The organism is Bradyrhizobium sp. McL0616, from assembly GCF_049993385.1.
In the GTDB taxonomy this organism is placed as follows: domain Bacteria; phylum Pseudomonadota; class Alphaproteobacteria; order Rhizobiales; family Xanthobacteraceae; genus Bradyrhizobium.
This window is the reverse complement of the sequence record NZ_CP188255.1, coordinates 6,828,164-6,847,604: the sequence shown is the minus strand read 5'-3', so window position 1 is coordinate 6,847,604 and position 19,441 is coordinate 6,828,164. Positions and strand designations below refer to the sequence as shown.

Annotated in this window: 21 protein-coding genes; 15 read left to right on the top strand and 6 right to left on the bottom strand. The window is 64.0% G+C overall.

Annotated elements, in window-relative coordinates; translation table 11 throughout:
• Nucleotides 1-89 precede the first annotated feature (89 nt).
• Complete coding sequence (locus tag ACPPVR_RS32910) at nucleotides 90-509, top strand: DUF4118 domain-containing protein (RefSeq protein ID WP_426610681.1); 420 nt, start codon at nucleotides 90-92, stop codon at nucleotides 507-509.
• Between the two features lie 127 nt (nucleotides 510-636).
• Nucleotides 637-846: a hypothetical protein gene (locus ACPPVR_RS32905; protein ID WP_426610680.1), complete on the top strand. Its 210-nt coding sequence runs from the start codon at nucleotides 637-639 to the stop codon at nucleotides 844-846.
• A gap of 34 nt (nucleotides 847-880) precedes the next feature.
• Here the strand turns inward: ACPPVR_RS32905 and ACPPVR_RS32900 are convergent, their stop codons facing one another.
• Together ACPPVR_RS32900 and ACPPVR_RS32895 are read right to left on the bottom strand one after the other, a co-directional pair.
• Nucleotides 881-3,274: a TonB-dependent receptor gene (locus ACPPVR_RS32900; protein WP_426610679.1), complete on the bottom strand. Its 2,394-nt coding sequence runs from the start codon at nucleotides 3,272-3,274 to the stop codon at nucleotides 881-883.
• Between the two features lie 376 nt (nucleotides 3,275-3,650).
• Nucleotides 3,651-4,628: a LysR family transcriptional regulator gene (locus ACPPVR_RS32895; protein WP_426610678.1), complete on the bottom strand. Its 978-nt coding sequence runs from the start codon at nucleotides 4,626-4,628 to the stop codon at nucleotides 3,651-3,653.
• 120 nt (nucleotides 4,629-4,748) lie between these two features.
• On the opposite strand from ACPPVR_RS32895, the gene ACPPVR_RS32890 reads away from it, so the two are divergent.
• The 11 genes from ACPPVR_RS32890 to ACPPVR_RS32840 all read left to right on the top strand — a co-directional run bounded on the left by ACPPVR_RS32890 (nucleotide 4,749) and on the right by ACPPVR_RS32840 (nucleotide 16,339).
• On the top strand, nucleotides 4,749-5,786 hold the full coding sequence (locus tag ACPPVR_RS32890) for a class 1 fructose-bisphosphatase (protein WP_426610677.1): 1,038 nt from the start codon (nucleotides 4,749-4,751) through the stop codon (nucleotides 5,784-5,786).
• An 11-nt stretch (nucleotides 5,787-5,797) separates the two neighbouring features.
• Complete coding sequence (locus ACPPVR_RS32885; RefSeq protein WP_426610676.1) at nucleotides 5,798-6,673, top strand: phosphoribulokinase; 876 nt, start codon at nucleotides 5,798-5,800, stop codon at nucleotides 6,671-6,673.
• Nucleotides 6,674-6,689: 16 nt separating this feature from the next.
• A complete protein-coding gene (gene tkt / locus ACPPVR_RS32880) occupies nucleotides 6,690-8,711 on the top strand; it encodes a transketolase (protein ID WP_426610675.1) in 2,022 nt (673 codons plus the stop codon).
• Nucleotides 8,712-8,725: 14 nt separating this feature from the next.
• Complete coding sequence (gene fba, locus ACPPVR_RS32875) at nucleotides 8,726-9,811, top strand: class II fructose-bisphosphate aldolase (RefSeq protein WP_426610674.1); 1,086 nt, start codon at nucleotides 8,726-8,728, stop codon at nucleotides 9,809-9,811.
• Between the two features lie 31 nt (nucleotides 9,812-9,842).
• Nucleotides 9,843-11,303: a form I ribulose bisphosphate carboxylase large subunit gene (locus ACPPVR_RS32870; RefSeq protein WP_045003026.1), complete on the top strand. Its 1,461-nt coding sequence runs from the start codon at nucleotides 9,843-9,845 to the stop codon at nucleotides 11,301-11,303.
• Nucleotides 11,304-11,314: 11 nt separating this feature from the next.
• Entirely contained in the window at nucleotides 11,315-11,722 is a 408-nt protein-coding gene (locus ACPPVR_RS32865; RefSeq protein WP_426610673.1) for a ribulose bisphosphate carboxylase small subunit, read from the top strand.
• Nucleotides 11,723-11,820: 98 nt separating this feature from the next.
• Entirely contained in the window at nucleotides 11,821-12,750 is a 930-nt protein-coding gene (gene cbbX, locus ACPPVR_RS32860; RefSeq protein ID WP_426610672.1) for a CbbX protein, read from the top strand.
• Nucleotides 12,747-13,484: a ribulose-phosphate 3-epimerase gene (gene rpe, locus ACPPVR_RS32855; protein ID WP_426610671.1), complete on the top strand. Its 738-nt coding sequence runs from the start codon at nucleotides 12,747-12,749 to the stop codon at nucleotides 13,482-13,484. Before cbbX ends, rpe begins: the two co-directional genes overlap by 4 nt.
• Nucleotides 13,485-13,833: 349 nt before the next feature.
• Entirely contained in the window at nucleotides 13,834-14,046 is a 213-nt protein-coding gene (locus ACPPVR_RS32850) for a hypothetical protein (RefSeq protein WP_426610670.1), read from the top strand.
• Between the two features lie 124 nt (nucleotides 14,047-14,170).
• Nucleotides 14,171-15,706: a Do family serine endopeptidase gene (locus ACPPVR_RS32845; protein ID WP_426610669.1), complete on the top strand. Its 1,536-nt coding sequence runs from the start codon at nucleotides 14,171-14,173 to the stop codon at nucleotides 15,704-15,706.
• A gap of 270 nt (nucleotides 15,707-15,976) precedes the next feature.
• Nucleotides 15,977-16,339 (top strand): hypothetical protein, encoded by a 363-nt coding sequence (locus tag ACPPVR_RS32840; RefSeq protein ID WP_426616231.1) that lies wholly within the window; start codon nucleotides 15,977-15,979, stop codon nucleotides 16,337-16,339.
• Between the two features lie 12 nt (nucleotides 16,340-16,351).
• On the opposite strand, the gene ACPPVR_RS32835 is transcribed toward ACPPVR_RS32840, so the two are convergent.
• Nucleotides 16,352-16,627 (bottom strand): DUF6496 domain-containing protein, encoded by a 276-nt coding sequence (locus tag ACPPVR_RS32835; RefSeq protein ID WP_426610668.1) that lies wholly within the window; start codon nucleotides 16,625-16,627, stop codon nucleotides 16,352-16,354.
• A 73-nt stretch (nucleotides 16,628-16,700) separates the two neighbouring features.
• Nucleotides 16,701-16,895 carry a DUF3072 domain-containing protein gene (locus ACPPVR_RS32830; protein ID WP_426610667.1) on the bottom strand — a complete coding sequence of 65 codons (195 nt, stop codon included), beginning with the start codon at nucleotides 16,893-16,895 and terminating at the stop codon, nucleotides 16,701-16,703.
• 115 nt (nucleotides 16,896-17,010) lie between these two features.
• On the opposite strand from ACPPVR_RS32830, the gene ACPPVR_RS32825 reads away from it, so the two are divergent.
• Complete coding sequence (locus ACPPVR_RS32825) at nucleotides 17,011-17,232, top strand: hypothetical protein (RefSeq protein WP_426610666.1); 222 nt, start codon at nucleotides 17,011-17,013, stop codon at nucleotides 17,230-17,232.
• A gap of 80 nt (nucleotides 17,233-17,312) precedes the next feature.
• Here ACPPVR_RS32825 and ACPPVR_RS32820 read toward each other — a convergent pair whose 3' ends face one another.
• Nucleotides 17,313-17,642: a hypothetical protein gene (locus ACPPVR_RS32820; RefSeq protein ID WP_426610665.1), complete on the bottom strand. Its 330-nt coding sequence runs from the start codon at nucleotides 17,640-17,642 to the stop codon at nucleotides 17,313-17,315.
• On the opposite strand from ACPPVR_RS32820, the gene ACPPVR_RS32815 reads away from it, so the two are divergent.
• Complete coding sequence (locus ACPPVR_RS32815) at nucleotides 17,641-17,946, top strand: hypothetical protein (RefSeq protein WP_426610664.1); 306 nt, start codon at nucleotides 17,641-17,643, stop codon at nucleotides 17,944-17,946. The genes ACPPVR_RS32820 and ACPPVR_RS32815 overlap by 2 nt on opposite strands.
• Here the strand turns inward: ACPPVR_RS32815 and ACPPVR_RS32810 are convergent.
• Complete coding sequence (locus tag ACPPVR_RS32810; protein ID WP_426610663.1) at nucleotides 17,943-19,436, bottom strand: HWE histidine kinase domain-containing protein; 1,494 nt, start codon at nucleotides 19,434-19,436, stop codon at nucleotides 17,943-17,945. The genes ACPPVR_RS32815 and ACPPVR_RS32810 overlap by 4 nt on opposite strands.
• Between the last annotated feature and the right edge of the window lie 5 nt (nucleotides 19,437-19,441).

Sequence of the window (19,441 nt, the reverse complement as noted above, 5' to 3'; positions counted from 1 at the left end):
GACCGAGCTATTTCCGCCTCGCGATTTCGGCGCGGCTGTTGTACTTTGGTCGCAAGCGGGCCCGGTTAACGGGCGGCAGGGGGAGGCTGATGAGGCGTGCGGGATTGTTTGGCGTACCGCGAGTACGGCCATGGTCGTGGCAGGCATTTCTGCTCGGCTTTGCAATCGTGGCGGCGTCGGCCGCCATTCAAGGCGTATGCGTTGCGCTCGGCGCAAAGCTCTATTTCGCGGCGTTCATTCCCAGCATCTTCCTGGTCGGAATTCTGGCGGGCGCGCCGGCTGCGGTGTTCGCCGTGCTGCTCGTGATTCCGCTGGTGTGGTGGGCGTTCATGCCGCCCTTCTTCGAGTTCAGCCCGTTGACCAGCGCCTATACGGATTCCATCAACCTTTTCTTCCTGCTCGCCGTGCTGCTGATCGGTCTCGCCGATCTCTGCCGCGAGACGATCACGCTCATCAGCCGCGGCGGGCTGAAGTCCTCGGGCGATAGCGCGGCAACGAATCCGCAATAAATGAGGTTTGCGCGTTGCGCCCGCGCAACAGTCCGGCAACCATCCGCGCGCTTGGCGTGCGACGCTAACTTTTCGAAAAAGATTTGGCCGCAAATTCCCTCGCAGGAAGGACGAGGGAGTTTTAGACATGAACGGCCAAATGAACGGTCACGCCATCTTTGAGAATGTGCGCCGTTACCGCGGTATCGCATCGCTCTACCGCCAGACCGCGGCATTCCGACCGGGCCAGAGCTGGTCGCTGCTGGAGCAGGCAAGCGATTGGGAAGCCCGCGCGCTGGCGGAGCTGGAAGGCTATTTCGCCAGCCGGGCGGACTATACCGCCCAGCTCGCCGCCTGATTGTTAACCATCAACGTGACCGCAGGCGCCACCATCAGAACCTGTAGCTGGCCTGGACTCGCACCGTGCGGCCCTGGCCGGGCGAGATGTTGTTGTTGCCGTCGGCCGATGCCCAATATCCCCTGTTGAAGATGTTCTCGACGGTCAGCTGCGCGCGCCAGTTGGCATCGATCGTGGCGTAGACGCCGGCGTCGAAGCGCACGAAGCTCGGCAGCCTTACCGTGTCGTCGGACGAGGCAAAGGAATCGCCGAAATAGATGATGCCGAGCGCCGCCGCCCACATCGGCGTGAACTGATATTTGTTCCACCATGCGAACTGATTGTACGGCACGAGCTGAACGCGGTTGCCGGGCACGACAGTCGCCGACGTCGCGCTGGTGATCTTCGCATCGGTATAGGCATAGCCGAGCGAGGATTGCCACTGATCGGTAACGTAGCCGACGAGGCTTGCCTCGAACCCGCGCGTCAGCGTGCTGCCGGACGGAAAGAAGAAGCCGGGATTGTTACCGTCGGCGATCGGCTGGTTGGTGCGGTTCAGATTGTAGATCGCGGTCGAGAACAGCAGCTTCGGGTTGATGTTCCACTTCATCCCGACCTCGGTGTTCTCGAACTTCTGTGGCTGGAGGATCAGCGTGCCGTCAGTGAGCGCCGAGAACTGGTCGCCGGAGGCGGGCAAATATGAGATGCTGTAGGCGGTATAGATCGACATGCTCTCGATCGGCTTGACCATCAGGGCCGCCTGCGGCGACACCAGATTGTCGGTGCGGTTGCGGTTGATGTTGGTGTTCATGTCCAGCGCCGACATCTCGAAGCGGTCGAACCGCGCGCCGGCGATGACCTGGAGAAATCGCGACAGCTCGATCGTATCGCGCAAATAGCCGGACTCGATGTTCAACCCGTATTTGCTGTTGGAGTCCGGCGTGGTTACGCCGTCGGCATTCACGGCTGAGGGGTGGTGGACGAAGGTCACCGGCCCGAAATAGGTCGGCGCGAACGGGTTCTGGACGATGGTGTTGGTGCCGTTCGGGAAGACGCCGGTGTTCCGGATGTCGACGCCGGTCTGGCGGCCGAACTCGGTGCCGAAGCCGACCGTATGGAATACCGGGCCGGTCCAGCCCTTGTAGGTGAAATCGGTCTGGTTGAAGACATTGTCGCGGTTGGTGGTGTGCTGATAGGCGCCGAGATTGAACGCGGTGTCGGCTGGATTGACCGCGCCCGCAAGCGCGCCGTTCACCGGATAGACGCTCTGGTAGAATTTCTGATAGTCGGCCGCGATGGTGCCGTTGCGCGCTGTCAATCCGTTCTGGAAATCGTGCTCGACGATCGCCATGCCGGTCTGCACGGTTGCCTGTGCGGTATTGAGGCTCGGGCTGCCGAAGAAGGTCTGGAGATTTCCGTTCGGCGCAAACGGCGTCGTCGGATTGAACCGTGTGACGCTGCCGGGCAGGCCTTGCGAGGGGTTGCCGCGATCGGCGGTGCGGCCGTCGTGGTAATATTCGTAAGAGAGCTTGACCTTGGTGAAGTCGTCCGGCTTCAGCGTGACGGTCGGGTTGATGCCGTAGCGTTCGAGATGGTTGAAGTCGCGGAACGCATCGCTGCCCTCGTAGAACACGTTCAGCCGCGCCGCGACGTTCTCGTTGATGGCCTGTCCGGCATCCAGTGTGACGCGCCGGTCGCCCCATGAGCCGGTCTGTGCGGTCGCCTCGTAGATGCGGGTGCCGTCGGCTTCCTTGAGGGTGCGGTTGAGCAGGCCGCCGCCGGCGCCGCGGCCGAACGTCAGCGCGCTCGGGCCTTTCAGCACCTCGATGCTCTGCGCGTTGTACATATCGCGGAAGTACTGGACGTCGTCGCGAAAACCGTTGACGAAGAAATTCGCGCTGGAATCGACGCCGCGGATGACGAGCTCGTCGCGATTGCCTTCGCCCTGGTGGACGGCGACGCTGGGCACGTAGCGCGTCACATCGGTCAGGCCCTGGTAGTTCTGGTCGCGGATCAGCTGCTGCGTGATGACGCTCAGCGATTGTGGGATGTTGACGATCGCGGTGTTGCTCTTGGTGGCGACCGCGGTGCTGTTGGCGAAATAGCCGACTGTGCCGGTGCGGGCATCCTGCGACTGCGCGAATGGTTTCGGCTCGGCGGCCGTCTCCGGCCGCCGCGCCGTCTGCGTGCGCCGCGTCCGCGCGCCACCCGACCGACGCGAGGGCGAAGACGGATTGGCGCTGCGCTGCGCCGCCGGCGCGGTGACGGTGACGGGGGGAAGCGTAGCGCCCTGTCCCGTCGCGGATTGCGCGAACGCCTGTGGGCTTGCGAGGAATGCGCCTGAGGTCATCAGTGCGGTCAGCAGGACGCCCGTAAGACCCGGAACTCGATGATTGGAAAAACGACCAGCAGAAGACAATAGCTCTCCGTTGGCGGCGATGCGATTCATCGCGCCCTCCCTTACTTTTCAAAACTCGCCCGGATTCCCCAATGATGCGGCCGGACGCGGGGCAAGGCCCGTCCGTGCACGCGAAGTCACTGCGTGCATGAACACGTTGGGCGTCCAGCAATTCCGGGAAATCAGATTTGAATCGTTCGAAACATTTCGAGTCCCGGGAAAACGGTGCGGAGGCACGACCCGGGACGACTACGGAGTTACCCCGGTGTCCCCGTGTGATAGCAACTCGCCCAGATCTCCTTCACGACGGCCCGGGGCGAGCGATGATCACTTTCAACGGCATCTTTACGACAGAGCGCCTGCTTCAGATCATCGTCATTCTGGCGGCAACGGTCGCGATGAAGCTGATCGGCTGAACATTGTCGGGCTATCGCCCGCCGAATTCGGGCACCTCGGGCAGATAGTTCGCTCCCTCAGAGCCCAGGAAATCGAACATCGCTTGCGCCGGCGGCAGCAGCACCTTGTCGCTGCGGCGGATTACGTACCATTGCCGGACGATCGGCAGGCCGGCGACGTCGAGCACGACCAGCCGGCCTTCGGCGAGTTCATGCGCCACCGTGTGCGCCGAGATGAAGGCGATGCCGAGTCCGGCGATGACCGCCTGCTTGATGGTCTCGTTGCTGCTCATCTCCATGCCGATGATCGGCTCGAGATCCGACTTCTGGAACATGCCCTCCATCAGCGTGCGCGTGCCTGATCCCGGCTCCCGGGTGAGGAAGGTCTCGTGCACGAGATCGGTCAGGCTGAGGCCGGAATCCTTCTCCAGCCAGTGCCCCTTGCGCGCGACGATGATGTGCGGATTGCGCCCGAGCTGACGCACGTCGACGCTGACATCGGCCGGTGGCCGACCCATCACGGCGAAATCGAGCTCGTAGCCGTGCATGGCCTCGCGGATCTCCTCGCGATTGCCGATGGTGAGCTTGATCTCGATCTTCGGAGAGCGCTTGGAGAACGCCGCGATCGCATGCGGCACGAAATACTTTGCCGTCGAGACCGCGCCGAGATGCACGGTGCCGCCGGTCTTCCCTGCGAGCAGGTCGAGCGCGCCCTGGCAGTCCGCGATTGCGGCCTCGACCCGCTCGGCGAGCGCCAGCACCTCCTTGCCAGCCTCCGTCAGCAGCATGCCGTCGCCGGTCCGCTGCACCAGCGGCAAACCCGCAAGGTCCTGAAGCTGGCGGAGCTGCTGCGTCACGGCCGGTTGCGTCAGCCCGAGCTGGGTCGACGCGGCGGTGACGCTGCCCCTGGCCGACAGCGCCGCAAGCGAACGCAGCTGCCGGATCGTCAGATGCCGGAGCTGGGTCGCCGCGTGGCCGGGGCCATTATAAGAAAATTCTTTGGCGCTCATTATGAATAGAAATTTTCCTTATTAAGCTGCCCCTGTCAATCTCATCGTGCTGGGACCGACCGCACCGACCTCCGCCGGGGAGGGAACTGGATGCGGCGCCCGCCAAGGGGATGGACGCAGATGACCAGGCAACTCAGGCTGGACGAGCATCTTCAACGGTATTCCGAGACGGCGCCGCATGCCCTGGCCGTGGCGGCCGCAGTCGATGCCATCGCAGCGGCCGCAATCGAGATCGCCGACCTCATCGGCACCGGCGACCTCGCGGACGCCTCGGGCCTGACCACGGGCCGCAACAGCGACGGCGATCTTCAGCGCGATCTCGACGTTCAGGCAGATGCGGTCCTGCGCCGGTGTCTCGGCAAGCTGCCGATCGCGGCACTGGCGTCCGAGGAGATGCGCGAGCCCCAGATCGGCGACCGCGCGGCAAAAATCTGCGTCGCGATCGACCCGCTCGACGGCTCCTCCAACATCGATATCAACATGACCGTCGGCACGATCTTCTCGATCCTGCCTGCGCCGGATGATCTCGCTCTCGCCTTCCATCAGCGCGGCTCGGCGCAGCTTGCGGCGGGCTTCATCACCTACGGTCCGCAGACCTCGCTGGTGCTGACGCTCGGCGACGGCGTCGACACCTTCACGCTCGACCGTAAGGCCGGCTGCTTCCGTCTCGCGCGCAGCGGCGTGCAGATCTCCGAGGGCTGCGACGAGTTCGCGATCAATGCGTCGAACCGCCGGCATTGGGACCCGCCGGTGCGCGCCTTCGTCGATGAATGTCTCGCCGGCGTCGATGGGCCCGCCAACCATAATTTCAACATGCGCTGGATCGGTTCGCTGGTCGCGGAGGCCTATCGCATCCTCACCCGCGGAGGCGTCTTCCTCTATCCGTCCGATGCACGCCCCGGCTATGGCGATGGCCGACTGCGGCTGACCTACGAGGCGCACCCGATGGCGATGATCATCGAGCAGGCCGGCGGCTCCGCATCGACCGGGCGAGAACGCATCCTCGACCTTGCCGCTGACAGCCTGCACCAGCGCGTGCCGTTGATCATGGGCTCGAGCAACGAGGTGCGGCGCGTCGCGGAACTGCACTGTGATCCACTGCTGGTCGCCAGCGTCTCTGCGCCGCTGTTCGCGCGGCGTGGCTTCTTCCGGCTGTGAGGGAGTAGCGCATGTCCAGGAAGCATCCGATCATCTCCATCACCGGCTCCTCCGGCGCCGGCACCACCTCGGTCAAGAAGACCTTTGAGCAGATATTCTTCCGCGAGAAGGTCAACGCCGTCTACATCGAAGGCGACGCCTTCCATCGCTACGACCGCACCGAGATGCGCACGCAGATGGCCACGGAGGCCGAGCGCGGCAACAGGCATTTCAGCCATTTCAGTCCCGAGACCAATCTGTTCGAGGAACTGGAGCGGGCATTCCGCGACTATGGCGAGACCGGCACCGCGGTGACGCGGCATTACGTCCACGACGCCGAAGAATCCGCACTGCACGGCGCAGCTCCCGGCACCTTCACCGAATGGGAGCGGCTGCCCGAAAATTCGGATCTGCTGTTCTACGAGGGCCTGCACGGCGCCGTGGTCACGGATAAGGTCAATGTCGCGCGCTATGCCGACCTGAAGATCGGCGTCGTGCCCGTCATCAATCTCGAATGGATCCAGAAGCTGCACCGCGACCGCAGCGCGCGCGGCTATTCGACCGAGGCCGTCACCGACACCATTTTGCGGCGGATGCCGGATTACATCCACTACATCTGCCCGCAATTCACCGACACCGACATCAACTTCCAGCGCGTGCCGACGGTGGACACGTCAAATCCGTTCATCGCGCGCTGGATACCGACGCCGGACGAATCGATGGTGGTGATCCGCTTCAAGAATCCGCGCGGCATCGACTTCCCCTATCTGCTCTCGATGTTGCCGCACAGCTTTATGTCGCGCGCCAATTCGATCGTGTGTCCCGGCGCGAAGCTGGACCTGGCGATGCAGCTGATCCTGACGCCGTTGATCATGCAGCTGATCGAGCGCAAGCGAAACCTGAAGTGAACGAGGGGAGGATCCGATGAACATCTCCGTCCACGCCGACGCCGACCTCACGGCAGTCGCGCATAGCGATCTCGCCAACGCCGTCCGCTTTCTCGCGGTCGATGCCATCGAGATCTCGCAGTCCGGCCACCCCGGCCTGCCGATGGGCATGGCCGATGTTGCGACCGTGCTGTTCTCGCGCTTCCTGAAGTTCGACTCGGCGCATCCGAATTGGCCGGATCGCGACCGATTTGTCCTCTCGGCGGGCCACGGATCGATGTTGCTTTATGCGCTGCTTCATCTCACTGGCGGCGACGTTAGTCTCGACGACATCAAGGCGTTCCGGCAATGGGGATCGAAGACGCCGGGCCATCCCGAATATGGCCATACGCCGGGCGTCGAGACCACGACGGGGCCGCTGGGGCAGGGGATCGCGACCGCGGTCGGCATGGCGCTCGCCGAGCGCATGGCCAACGCGCGGCATGGCGACGGGCTTGTCGATCACTTCACCTACGTGATTGCCGGCGACGGTTGCCTGATGGAGGGCATCAGCCAGGAGGCGATCTCGCTTGCCGGCCATCTCGGGCTCGGCCGCCTGATCGTCCTGTTCGATGACAACGGCATTTCTATTGACGGACCAACCTCGCTTGCGACCTCCGATGACCAGCTCGCGCGCTTCGCCGCCTCCGGATGGTCGGTGCGCCGTGTCGACGGGCACGATCCCGAGGCGATCGCGCAGGCGATTGCGGAAGAGCGCGAGACGACAAAACCGTCGCTGATCGCCTGCCGCACCATCATCGGCTATGGCGCTCCCGACCGGCAGGGCACCGAGAAGGCGCACGGCGCGCCGCTCGGCACCGAGCACACGGCCGCTGCGCGCAGGATGTTGGGCTGGGACTATCAGCCCTTCGTGGTGCCGATCCCGATCCTGAAGGCGTGGCGGATGATCGGGCAGCGCGGACAGGTCGATCGTCTCGCCTGGCTCGATCGCTACGAATGCGCGACGCCCGAGCAGCGCGACCTCTTCATCGAGGGCAAAGCCGTTGCCCTGCCGGGCGCCTATGCGCTAGCCGCGGCGAAACTGCGCGAGCGCTTTGCCACCGAGCGTCCGAAGCTCGCCACGCGGCAGGCTTCGCAACAGGTGCTCGATGGCATCGCGGCGACGATTCCCGGATTGATCGGCGGCTCCGCGGACCTGACCCATTCGAACTTGACGCATGCCAAGCCGCAAACCGCCGTCACGCGCGACGCTTTCGCCGGCGATTACATCCACTATGGCATCCGCGAGCACGGCATGGCGGCCGCGATGAACGGCCTCGCGCTGCATGCCGGCTTCATTCCCTATGGCGGCACCTTCCTTGCCTTCTCTGACTACAGCCGGCCAGCGATCCGTCTTGCGGCTTTGATGCGGCTGCGTGTCATCCATGTGATGACGCACGACTCTATCGGACTCGGCGAGGATGGCCCGACGCACCAGCCGGTCGAGCACCTCGCCGCGCTGCGCGTCATTCCGAACTTGCTTGTATTCCGTCCAGCCGATGCGGTCGAGACGCTGGAAGCCTGGGACTGCGCACTCGAGTCCGAGCATCGTCCCTCCGTGCTGTGCTTGTCACGGCAGGCGCTCCCGACTTTCCGCAGCGATGCGCGTGGCAGGAACCGCGTCGCGCGGGGTGCCTATCTCATCGTCTCGCCGGACGGCGGCCGCGACGTGACGCTGATAGCAACCGGCTCTGAGGTCCCAATCGCGCTGGAAGCCGGACGCCTGCTTGCGACCGAGCACATCCGCGCCGCCGTGGTCTCCGCGCCCTGCTTCGCGCTGTTCGAGGAGCAGCCGGACGACTACCGCGCCTCCGTGCTCGGCACCGCGCCGCGCGTTGGGGTCGAGGCAGCCGTGCTCGGCGACTGGCCGCGCTGGATCGGCACTGAGGGCGAGTTCGTCGGCATGCGCGGCTTCGGCGCGTCGGCGCCGGCGCCCGTGCTCTACCGCGAATTCGGCATCACATCGCAAGGTATTGCGGAAGCCGCCCGGCGGGCGATCGCCCGTGCAGGCAAGCGATAACAGGAGGACTCTTCGTGGCCCGTATCACCCTTCGGCAACTGCTGGATCACGCCGCTAGTCACGGTTACGCCGTGCCGGCGTTCAACATCAACAACATGGAGCAGGGCATTGCGATCATGCAGGCGGCGGCCGAGGTCGACGCGCCCGTCATAATCCAGGCCTCGCGCGGCGCGCGCAGCTATGCCGGCGATCTCATGCTCTCGCACATGATCGACGCGCTGGAGCGGACCTATCCCGACATTCCGCTCTGCATGCACCAGGACCACGGCAATGACGAGGCGACCTGCGCCTCCGCGATCGCCCACGGCTTTACCTCGGTCATGATGGACGGCTCGCTCAAGGCCGACGCCAAGACCGCGGCCGATTACGACTACAACGTCGCGATTACCCGCCGCGTCGTCGATCTCGCGCATTGGGTCGGCGCCTCCGTCGAAGGCGAACTCGGCGTGCTCGGCTCGCTCGAGCATGGCGGCGGCGAGCAGGAGGACGGCCACGGTGTCGAAGGCGAGGTTAGCCACGACCAGCTGCTCACTGATCCCGACCAAGCCGTCGACTTCGTCCGCGCGACAAAAGTCGATGCGCTCGCGATCGCGATGGGCACCTCGCATGGCGCCTACAAGTTCAGCCGCAAGCCGGACGGCGACATCCTGGCGATGCGGGTGGTCGAGGAGATCCACCACCGGCTGCCGAACACGCATCTGGTGATGCACGGCTCGTCCTCGGTGCCGCAGCCGCTCCAGGACATGTTCAACGCGTTTGGCGGCGAGATGCCCCAGACCTGGGGCGTGCCGGTGGAAGAAATTGTCCGCGGCATCAAGAGCGGCGTGCGCAAGGTCAATATCGACACCGATTGCCGCCTGGCGATGACCGCGGTGTTTCGCAAGGTGGCTGCGCAGGCGCGCTCCGAGTTCGACCCGCGAAAATTCCTCAAGCCCGCGATGGACGCGATGCGCGAGCTCTGCCGCGAGCGTTTCGAGCAGTTCGGCACCGCAGGCCACGCCAGCAGGATCAAGGTCGTTCCCTTGAGCGAGATGGCGCGGCGGTACCGCGCAGGCGAGCTCGATCCGCGCATCGACGCTCGTGAACCGGTCGCCGCCTAATCATTCAGAGAGAGAAGAGCAGGAGAGAGTCATGAATGCACACGCAGGAACCGTCCGCGGCAAGGAGCGCTATCGCTCGGGTGTGATGGAATACGCGCGCATGGGCTATTGGGAGCCCGACTATGTGCCAAAGGACACCGACGTCATCGCGCTGTTCCGCGTGACACCGCAGGAGGGCGTCGATCCGATCGAGGCGTCGGCCGCAGTCGCCGGCGAATCCTCGACCGCGACCTGGACGGTGGTGTGGACCGATCGCCTGACGGCCGCCGAGAAATATCGCGCGAAGTGTTATCGCGTCGATCCGGTGCCGGGTACGCCGGGCTCGTATTTCGCCTACATCGCCTATGACCTCGACCTGTTCGAGCCGGGCTCGATTGCCAACCTCTCGGCCTCGATCATTGGTAACGTGTTCGGCTTCAAGCCATTGAAGGCGCTGCGGCTGGAAGACATGCGCTTCCCGGTCGCGTATGTGAAGACGTTCCAGGGACCGGCGACCGGAATCGTGGTCGAGCGCGAGCGGCTCGACAAGTTTGGCCGGCCGCTGCTCGGCGCAACGGTCAAGCCGAAGCTCGGGCTCTCGGGCCGCAATTACGGCCGCGTGGTCTACGAGGCGCTGAAGGGTGGGCTCGACTTCACCAAGGACGACGAGAACATCAACTCGCAGCCCTTCATGCATTGGCGCGACCGCTTCCTCTATTGCATGGAGGCCGTGAACCGCGCTCAGGCTGCCTCCGGCGAGGTGAAGGGCACGTACCTGAACATCACCGCCGGAACGATGGAGGACATGTACGAGCGCGCGGAGTTCGCCAAGGAGCTTGGATCCTGCATCGTCATGATCGACCTCGTGATCGGTTACACCGCGATCCAGTCGATGGCGAAATGGGCGCGCCGCAATGATATGATCCTGCATCTACATCGTGCCGGTCACTCGACCTATACGCGGCAGAAGAGTCACGGCGTGTCGTTCCGCGTCATCGCCAAATGGATGCGCCTTGCTGGCGTCGACCACATCCATGCTGGCACGGTGGTCGGCAAGCTCGAAGGCGATCCCAACACTACGCGGGGCTATTACGACGTCTGCCGCGAGGATTTCAATCCGACCAAGCTCGAGCATGGCCTGTTCTTCGACCAGTCGTGGGCGAGCCTCAACAAGATGATGCCGGTCGCTTCCGGCGGCATCCATGCCGGCCAGATGCATCAGCTGCTCGATCTGCTCGGGGAAGACGTCGTGCTGCAATTCGGCGGCGGCACCATCGGTCATCCCATGGGCATTGCGGCCGGCGCGATCGCCAACCGCGTGGCGCTGGAGGCGATGATCCTCGCCCGCAACGAGGGGCGCGACTACGTCCATGAAGGGCCGGAGATCCTGGCGAGGGCGGCCGAGACCTGCACGCCGCTGAAGGCGGCGCTCGAGGTCTGGAAGGACGTCAGCTTCAACTATCAATCCACCGACACGCCGGACTTCGTGCCGACCGCGCTCGAAACCGTTTGAGGAGACGCAACATGAAACTCACCCAGGGCTGCTTTTCCTTCCTGCCCGATCTGACCGACGACCAGATCACCAAGCAGGTGCAATACTGCCTCGCCAATGGCTGGGCGGTGAACATCGAGTTCACCGACGATCCGCATCCGCGCAACACCTATTGGGAGATGTGGGGCCTGCCGATGTTCGATCTCCAGGACGCCGCCGGCGTGATGATGGAGCTCGCCGAGTGCCGCCGGGTGTACAGCGACCGCTACATCCGCATCAGCGGCACCGATTCCAGCCATGGCTGGGAGTCGGTGCGGATCTCCTTCCTCGTCAACCGGCCACCGCATGAGGCCGAGTTTGAGCTGGTGCGGCAGGAGGTTGGCGGGCGCGCAATTCGGTACAGTACCGTACGCAAGCCGGCGGCCCACGCTTCGCAATAGCTATTTTTCTCCGCGCGGAGCACTCCCTGCTCCGTATCCTTGGCGGACCACTGCTTCGCCGCTTCCCCCGCGGCGAAGCTCTTTTCTTCGAGGTGACGATGCTTGATGTGCCCCACGCGACCACCGAAGGCAGCGAGACCAATTTCGATCTCCGCAAGGAAGCTGAAGCGGCCGGGATCACCGACACGCTGCAACAGCTCGAGCAGGAGCTGATTGGCCTGAAGCCGGTCAAGAACCGCGTACGCCAAATCGCGTCGCTGCTGCTGATCGAGCGCATCCGCCAGCGCGCAGGCCTGGCCTCCACGCCGCCGACGCTGCACATGTCGTTCACCGGAAATCCCGGCACCGGCAAGACCACGGTGGCGCTGCGCATGGCAAAAATCCTGCACGGGCTCGGCTTCGTGCGGCGCGGGCAGGTGATCTCGGTGACGCGTGACGATCTCGTCGGCCAGTATATCGGCCACACCGCGCCGAAGACGAAGGAGATCCTGAAGAAGGCGATGGGCGGTGTGCTGTTCATCGACGAGGCCTATTACCTGCATCGGCCGGACAATGAGCGCGACTACGGCCAGGAGGCGATCGAGATCCTGCTTCAGGTGATGGAGAACCAGCGCGAAGATCTCGTCGTCATCCTCGCCGGCTATGGCGAGCGCATGACGAGCTTCTTCGCTTCCAATCCCGGCTTCCGCTCGCGCATCGCCCATCACATCGACTTTCCGGACTATGCGGAAACCGAGCTGCTCGTCATCGCCGAGCTGATGCTCAGGGAGCGCGGCTATCGCTTCTCGACTGCCGCGCGCGAGGCCTTTGAAAAATACATCGCGCTGCGCCGGACCCAGCCGTTCTTCTCCAATGCGCGCTCGATCCGCAATGCGGTCGATCGCATCCGCCTGCGGCAGGCCGATCGCCTGGTGTCCGATCTCGACCGCATGCTCGATGTAGCGGACCTCGAAACCATCGATCCAGCCGATATCCTGGCGAGTCGCGTCTTCAGCGGCGGAGCCGATGCGCGGAGTGCAAAGCCATGACCAGAGAAATGCTCATCGCCCCCTCGATCCTGGCGGCGGATTTCGCACGCCTCGGCGAGGAGATCGCGGCGATCGATGCGGCCGGCGCCGACTGGATCCATTGCGATGTCATGGACGGGCACTTTGTGCCGAACATCAGTTTTGGCGCCGACATCATCAAGGCGATCCGGCCGCTAACAAAGAAGACGTTCGATGTGCATCTCATGATCGCGCCGGTCGATCCCTATCTCGAGGCGTTCGCGAAGGCAGGGGCGGATGTCATCACGGTTCACGCCGAAGCGGGTGTTCATCTCGACCGCTCGCTCCAGGCGATCCGTGCGCTCGGCAAGATGGCCGGCGTCAGCCTGTGTCCAGCCACGCCCGAGAGCGCAATCGAATACGTGCTCGACCGTATCGACCTCGTGCTGGTGATGACGGTCAATCCGGGCTTCGGCGGTCAGTCCTTCCTCGAATCCCAGCTTGAGAAGATCGCGCGGATCCGGACCATGATCGGCGAGCGGCCGATCCGGCTCGAGGTCGATGGCGGCATCACGCGCGACAATGCCGCCGCCGTTGCCGCGGCGGGCGCCGATACGCTGGTCGCGGGTTCCGCCGTGTTTCGCGGCAAGAGCAGCGCCGATTACGCCGGCAATATCGCTGCCATTCGGATCGCCGCTGAGGCCGGCCGGGTTCCGAAAATGCAGGGTAATTCCGTGCAGGCCGTGCGGGTCGGCGAGACCGCGCGCATCCGCTAGATTGCGGATGATTCGCGCAACGCAGGCGCTGTGGTGCCGGCTGTACCGGGCGTGCGGGCGAAGCCTGCGAGGAAATGCAGGGCTATCTCATCGGCCGTCCCGACCTGATCGAGCGGTATCTCGATCTGATCGGTGTCAACGTGGATCGTCGCCTCTACGCTTAGAGTGCATGCCTTACGCCTCAGGTTCCACGTGCAGGCCTGCGCTTCTGGAACTAAAGTGCGCGCGCGCATTTCTCAAAAGTTAACGGCGTTCAGGCGCGCTGTGCGCGCAACAAATGTTTTGCACAACCGCCATCGGCCTGACGCAAATCAGGGCAATAAGCCCTGTGAACGCGAGGGAGGGTCTCATGGAGAACGTACGTCGCTACCGGGCGCTGGCGTCCCTCTGTCGCCAGCAGGCGGCCTACCGGCCGCTCCAGAACTGGCAACTCCTCGGCCAAGCCGAACATTTCGAACATCTCGCCGAGGTCGCGCTAAAAGCGCATTTTGACGCGTGCAATGCGCAACGCGAAGAAGACGCGATCGCCTCCGCGGCATCGGAGAGACCCGCTGCGGCGTGAATGTCCTGCGGCCGCCGGCCGCAGCACCTTTGCCAAGATTTAATCGCGTGGACGGGACACCGTAAGGTGGCAACGCCCATGTTGGGTGCAGGGCGACAACCTTCACCAACATGGACATTTCGACATGAACGATCGCGTCAATTCCGACACCACCACGTCCGCTAAGATTTTGCGGCCGCGCCGGCTGGCGCTGCTGGGCACCGTGGCCGCGCTGGGCGTGGCTGTGCTGGCTGCGTCTCCCGGTTCATCACCGCTCAGCGTGAACTCCCTCATCACGCCGGCGCAGGCCGCTGAGGTGGTCGCGACGCCGCCGGGCTTCGCCGATCTGGTTGCCAAGGTCAAACCCGCCGTCATCTCGGTGCGGGTGAAAATCGACCAGGACAACGACAAGAGCGCGATGCTGCAACAGAACCGGATGGATTCGGACGAGCAGACGCCGTTCGACCAGTTCTCGCGGGAATTCGGCTTCCCCGGCGGCAGGAACGGCATGCCGCGCCAGCGCCACCAGATGATCACGGGCGAGGGCTCCGGCTTTTTCATCTCTGCTGACGGTTTTGCGGTGACCAACAACCACGTCGTCGACCACGCCCAGTCGGTGCAGGTGACGACGGACGACGGCACGGTCTACACCGCGAAGGTGGTCGGCACTGATCCGAAGACCGATCTCGCGCTGATCAAGGTCGAAGGCAAGAAGGACCTCCCGTTCGTCAAATTCGCCGACCAGAAGGCGCGCATCGGCGACTGGGTGGTTGCGGTCGGCAATCCCTTCGGCCTCGGCGGCACCGTGACCGCGGGCATTGTCTCGGCCAGCGGCCGCGACATCGGCAACGGCCCCTATGACGACTTCATCCAGATCGACGCGCCCATCAACAAGGGCAATTCCGGCGGTCCGGCCTTCGACATGAACGGCAACGTGATCGGGGTGAACACCGCGATCTTCTCGCCCTCCGGCGGTTCGGTCGGCATCGGCTTCGACATCCCGGCCTCGACCGCGAAACTCGTCATCGCGCAGTTGAAGGACAAGGGCGCGGTGACCCGAGGCTGGCTTGGCGTGCAGGTGCAGCCGGTGACATCGGATATCGCCGATAGCCTCGGCCTCAAGGAGGCGCGCGGCGCGATCGTCGACAATCCGCAGGACGGCAGCCCGGCGGCAAAGGCCGGCATCGAGGCCAGCGACGTCATCACCGCCGTCAACGGCACCGCCATCAAGGACTCCCGCGATCTCGCCCGTACCATTGCCACGTTGGCACCGGGCACGTCCGTGAAGCTCGATGTCTTCCACAAGGGCGAGAGCAAGACTGTGACGCTCGCACTCGGCGAGTTGCCGAATGAGCGGCAGGCGCAAGGCAAGGGCGATGACGGCAAGGCTCAGCAAGGCGCCGGTACGCCGCGCCTTGGTCTCAGCCTGGCCCCGGCGGGTGACGTGCAGGGCGCCGGCCAGAAGGGCGTCGTCGTCACCGAGGTCGATCCGCAGGGGCCGGCAGCGCAGCGCGGCATCCAGACCGGCGACGTCATCCTCAATGTCGGCGGCAAGCCCGTCGCCAATGTCGGCGACGTCCGCTCCGAGCTGGCGCAGGCCAAATCGTCCGGCAAGAACAGCGTGCTGTTGCAGGTGAAGAGCGCGGAGGCGACCCGGTTCGTCGCGGTGCCACTGGCCTAAGCCCAGCGTACCCAGGCAAATTCAAAAGGCGGCCTGCGGGCCGCCTTTTTCGTACCTGTTTGCCAGATACCCACAGGCACCGATAACATTCTCGTTAACGGCAGCAATGATGACGGGGTTCGTCCGAAAAAGCCGCGTTCGCTCGTCAGACTTTGGATTCGCGTGTTGTGCTTTGGCGTGACAACGCCGAGGTGATTTGCAAGCGTGGAACTTCGGACGTCCGGCTGCTTCCTGGAACCCGCCGGTGGTTCGCTTTTGATCGGTGCCGATATGGATCGATTGAAGCTCTCGCTGAGGCGTGCGCTGTTCGTGGCGCCGCTGGTGCTGTGGACCGGAAGCGCCATGGGGCGCGACGACGGCCGCTACGCCGATTCGCCGCTCAAACCCTGGTTCGACAGCCTGCGCAGCCATCTCGGCCCGTGCTGCTCGGATGCCGATGGCGTTGCCGTGGCCGATCCCGATTGGGAATCTCACAACGGGCACTACCGGGTGCGCCTTGACGAACAATGGGTGGATGTACCGGATGACGCCGTCATCACCGAGCCGAACCGCGCTGGCCGCACCATGGTCTGGCCGGTCAAGACGGCCTTCGGCATTTCGATCCGCTGCTTCATGCCGGGCAGCATGATCTGAGACCAGTGAGTCTTACCGCTTGGCGGATTTGCGCTTCGACTTTTTCTTGGCCGTTTTCTTTGTCGCCTTCTTTGTCGCCTTCTTGGCCGTCGTCCGCTTCGGGACCTTCTTGCCCTTCTTGCGCGCTTCGGACAGGCCGATCGCGATCGCCTGTTTGCGACTCTTCACGCGTCCGCCGCGACCGCCAGGTCCGCTCTTCGCGGTACCCTTCTTGTAACGCCGCATCTCGCGCTCGACATCGCTGCCGGCGCTGCGCGAATAGCGACGCTTCTTTGCCTTTCGTGCCATCAAGTCTCTCCCTTGGCCCGGGGAGAGAGAACCGCATCGGTTACGCAACGTTCCAAATGCGCGGGCCGCGCGCTCAGAACGAATTCGCCAGCTCGATCTCCGCTTCGAGCACCTGGATGCGGCGCGCGGCTTCAGCCGAGGTCAGCCCCCGATCGTATTGCGCGGGTTGGTAGGCCTCTTCGCTCAGCCGCTTCAGCCTCAATCCCTGCGTCCGGCTCATCTGCTCCATGAGAAAAACCTTGGCGTCGTATTTACCCTGAACCTGCATGTCCACGCTCCAAACTGAATTCGCGACTTGACTATATGTTCTTATTTTGTTCTAACAAGCCATGGACAACAGAATTAATGAAATTCGACGTAAAATCAGTGTCTTGAGGCTGGAGATGGCGGGTATCGAGGCGTCCGTGCGCGACCTCGTCAACCGCGATCGCGAATGCACCGAGCACGCCCTGGCGCAGATGGATCTGCGCCGGAAAATCAAACTGCTGATCAGCGAATGGAAGGCGGCCGGCGGCGGCGAGGTTTTGCCCGACATCCGCAACCGGGTGCGTCTTCGCTCAGCGACGATCGAGAGCAAGCCGGTTCGCGTGGCCGCGCGCCGTTAAGACATTTCGACGACGCGCGAGCGCGTTGTCGCGAGACTGAGTGAATCCGAATAAAGCGTCGCACGCACGTCACGCACGCTTCAAGACTCCTTGTCCTCATTGAGGATGAACACGACACCCGTCAGTGCTGCACCGATTGCAAACGTCGTCACCAGCGTGGCGACAAAGACGAAGACGGCCGCGCTTCCGCCATGGTTCAGCAATTCTGCGACCGCAGGATTAGCCAAGACCAGAGCCAGTGTGAGAGCTAGACCAAGCGCGGCGCCCATCAGCGCATGCGTCATCAGCTTGATGACTCCCGCGGGAGAGATCAGGCCTGGCGATTTTTTCGGCGACTTTTTTGCGCGCATGGAACTGCCGCTCGATCTGGCATACAAACGCGCGGGGTGATCGCGGGTTCCATCCCGCATGAAGGAATTGTCATTGGCCGCTTCATCCGGCGTTCATGCCCGCCTTGCGAGGATGAGCGCCATCAACACGGGAACATTCGAGATGGGTAAGGTGGTCTTTCTCTATCGCTCGCTGGCGTACCGCAACGCCGCGGCCGACATGTTGCGCAAGGCGCGCAGCCTGCCGCGCGGTACGGAGCGCAGCGCGGCCCGCCGCTACGCGACGGCGTTGCGTGATCTCGCACAAACGGAAGCCTGGCTCGAAGGGCGCCTCGCCGATGAATCTCGGTCGATGCCGCGATTGAAAATAGCTGCGTCGCGTTAGCCTAACGCACGCTGCAGCTCGAGCAAGGTGTTGGCGTCGAACTTGTCCTGTGCTGCCGATGCGGCCCCAGTCTTTAGCGTCAGCGGCACCTCCAGCCGGCACAACAGGCCCTCGGCTCGCCAATCGAATTGCGCTTGTCCACCGAGCTGGGATTCGACACTCGCCAAAAGGCTCCTTGTCCCGAAGCCGCGCGATTTCGGCGTTCGGACCAGCGGCCCGCCGGATTCCTCCCAGGTCAACGTGAGAAGTTCGTTCTCGGCCCGCCAGCCGATCGCGAGCCGCCCCGATCGCGTCGAGAGCGCGCCATATTTTGCCGAATTGGTGAAGAGCTCGTGCAGCGCCAGCGCCAGCGTCTGCGCGGTGGTCGGCAGCAGCTGCACCTCGGGCCCCGCAAGCTTGATCTGCCCGCCCAGCGAATAGGGTGCAAGCTCCTCCTCGATCAGCTTGGAGAGCTCGGCGCCTTGCCAGCTCGACAGCGACAGGATGGTGTGCACGCGCGCGAGCGCATTGATGCGGCCCTCGACCGCGTTGACATAGGCCTTGACTCCGTCGGCGCGAGTCAGGCGCACGATGGACTGCGCCAACGCCAACGCGTTCTTGGCGCGATGATCGACTTCGCGCGCCAAAAGATTCTGCCGCTCCTCGGCGCGCTTGCGCTCGGTGATGTCGACGGTGACGCCGCTCACCCGCACCACGCGGCCACTCTCGTCCACCGTCGCCGCCGCCGTGCCGACACACCAGCGCACCTCGCCATCAGGGCGGCCGACGCGGAATTCCCCCTCATAGGCGCGCGCGCCCGTATTGAACGCGGCGATGGCCTGACGGAATTGGTCGACATCGTCAGGGTGAAGCAAGGCCTGAATGTTCACCAAGGAGACGCTGAAGGTCTCCGGCGTCACGCCGAAGATGCGGTACTGGCCTTCGTCCCACATCCAGTCGCCGTTGACCCAGTCCCAGTCCCAGGATCCCATCTTGCCGGCCGCGATCGCCATGCTGCGGCGCCCTTCGCTCTCGCGCAGCTTTGCCGTGGAGTTCTCCAGCTCAGCCGTGCGCGCGCGGACGCGGTCCTCGAGCTCCCGGTTCAGCCGTTCGAGCTCTCGCGTCTTGCGGTAGAGCTCGGCAAACACCTTGATCTTGGCGCGCAGCACCTCCGGCACGACCGGGACGGGCACGTAGTCGACCGCGCCCATTTCGTAACCGCGCAACCGGTCGATGTCGGAGACCTGGATCGCCGAGATAAAGATCATCGCGGTCTTCTGGAAGCGCGGATGCTCCCGGATCATTGCGGCGAGCTCAAATCCATCGAGCTCGGGCATGCAGACGTCGACCAGGATCACCGCGATCTCGGTCTTCAGCAGCACCTCCAGCGCCTCGCGGCCGGAGGAGGCGATCACGAGGTTCTCGCCGAGTTCCTTCAGGATCACCTCGTAGGCGAGCAGCTTGGCCGGCTGGTCGTCGACGAGGAGGATGTTGACCTTTTTATGGTCCATTTAAT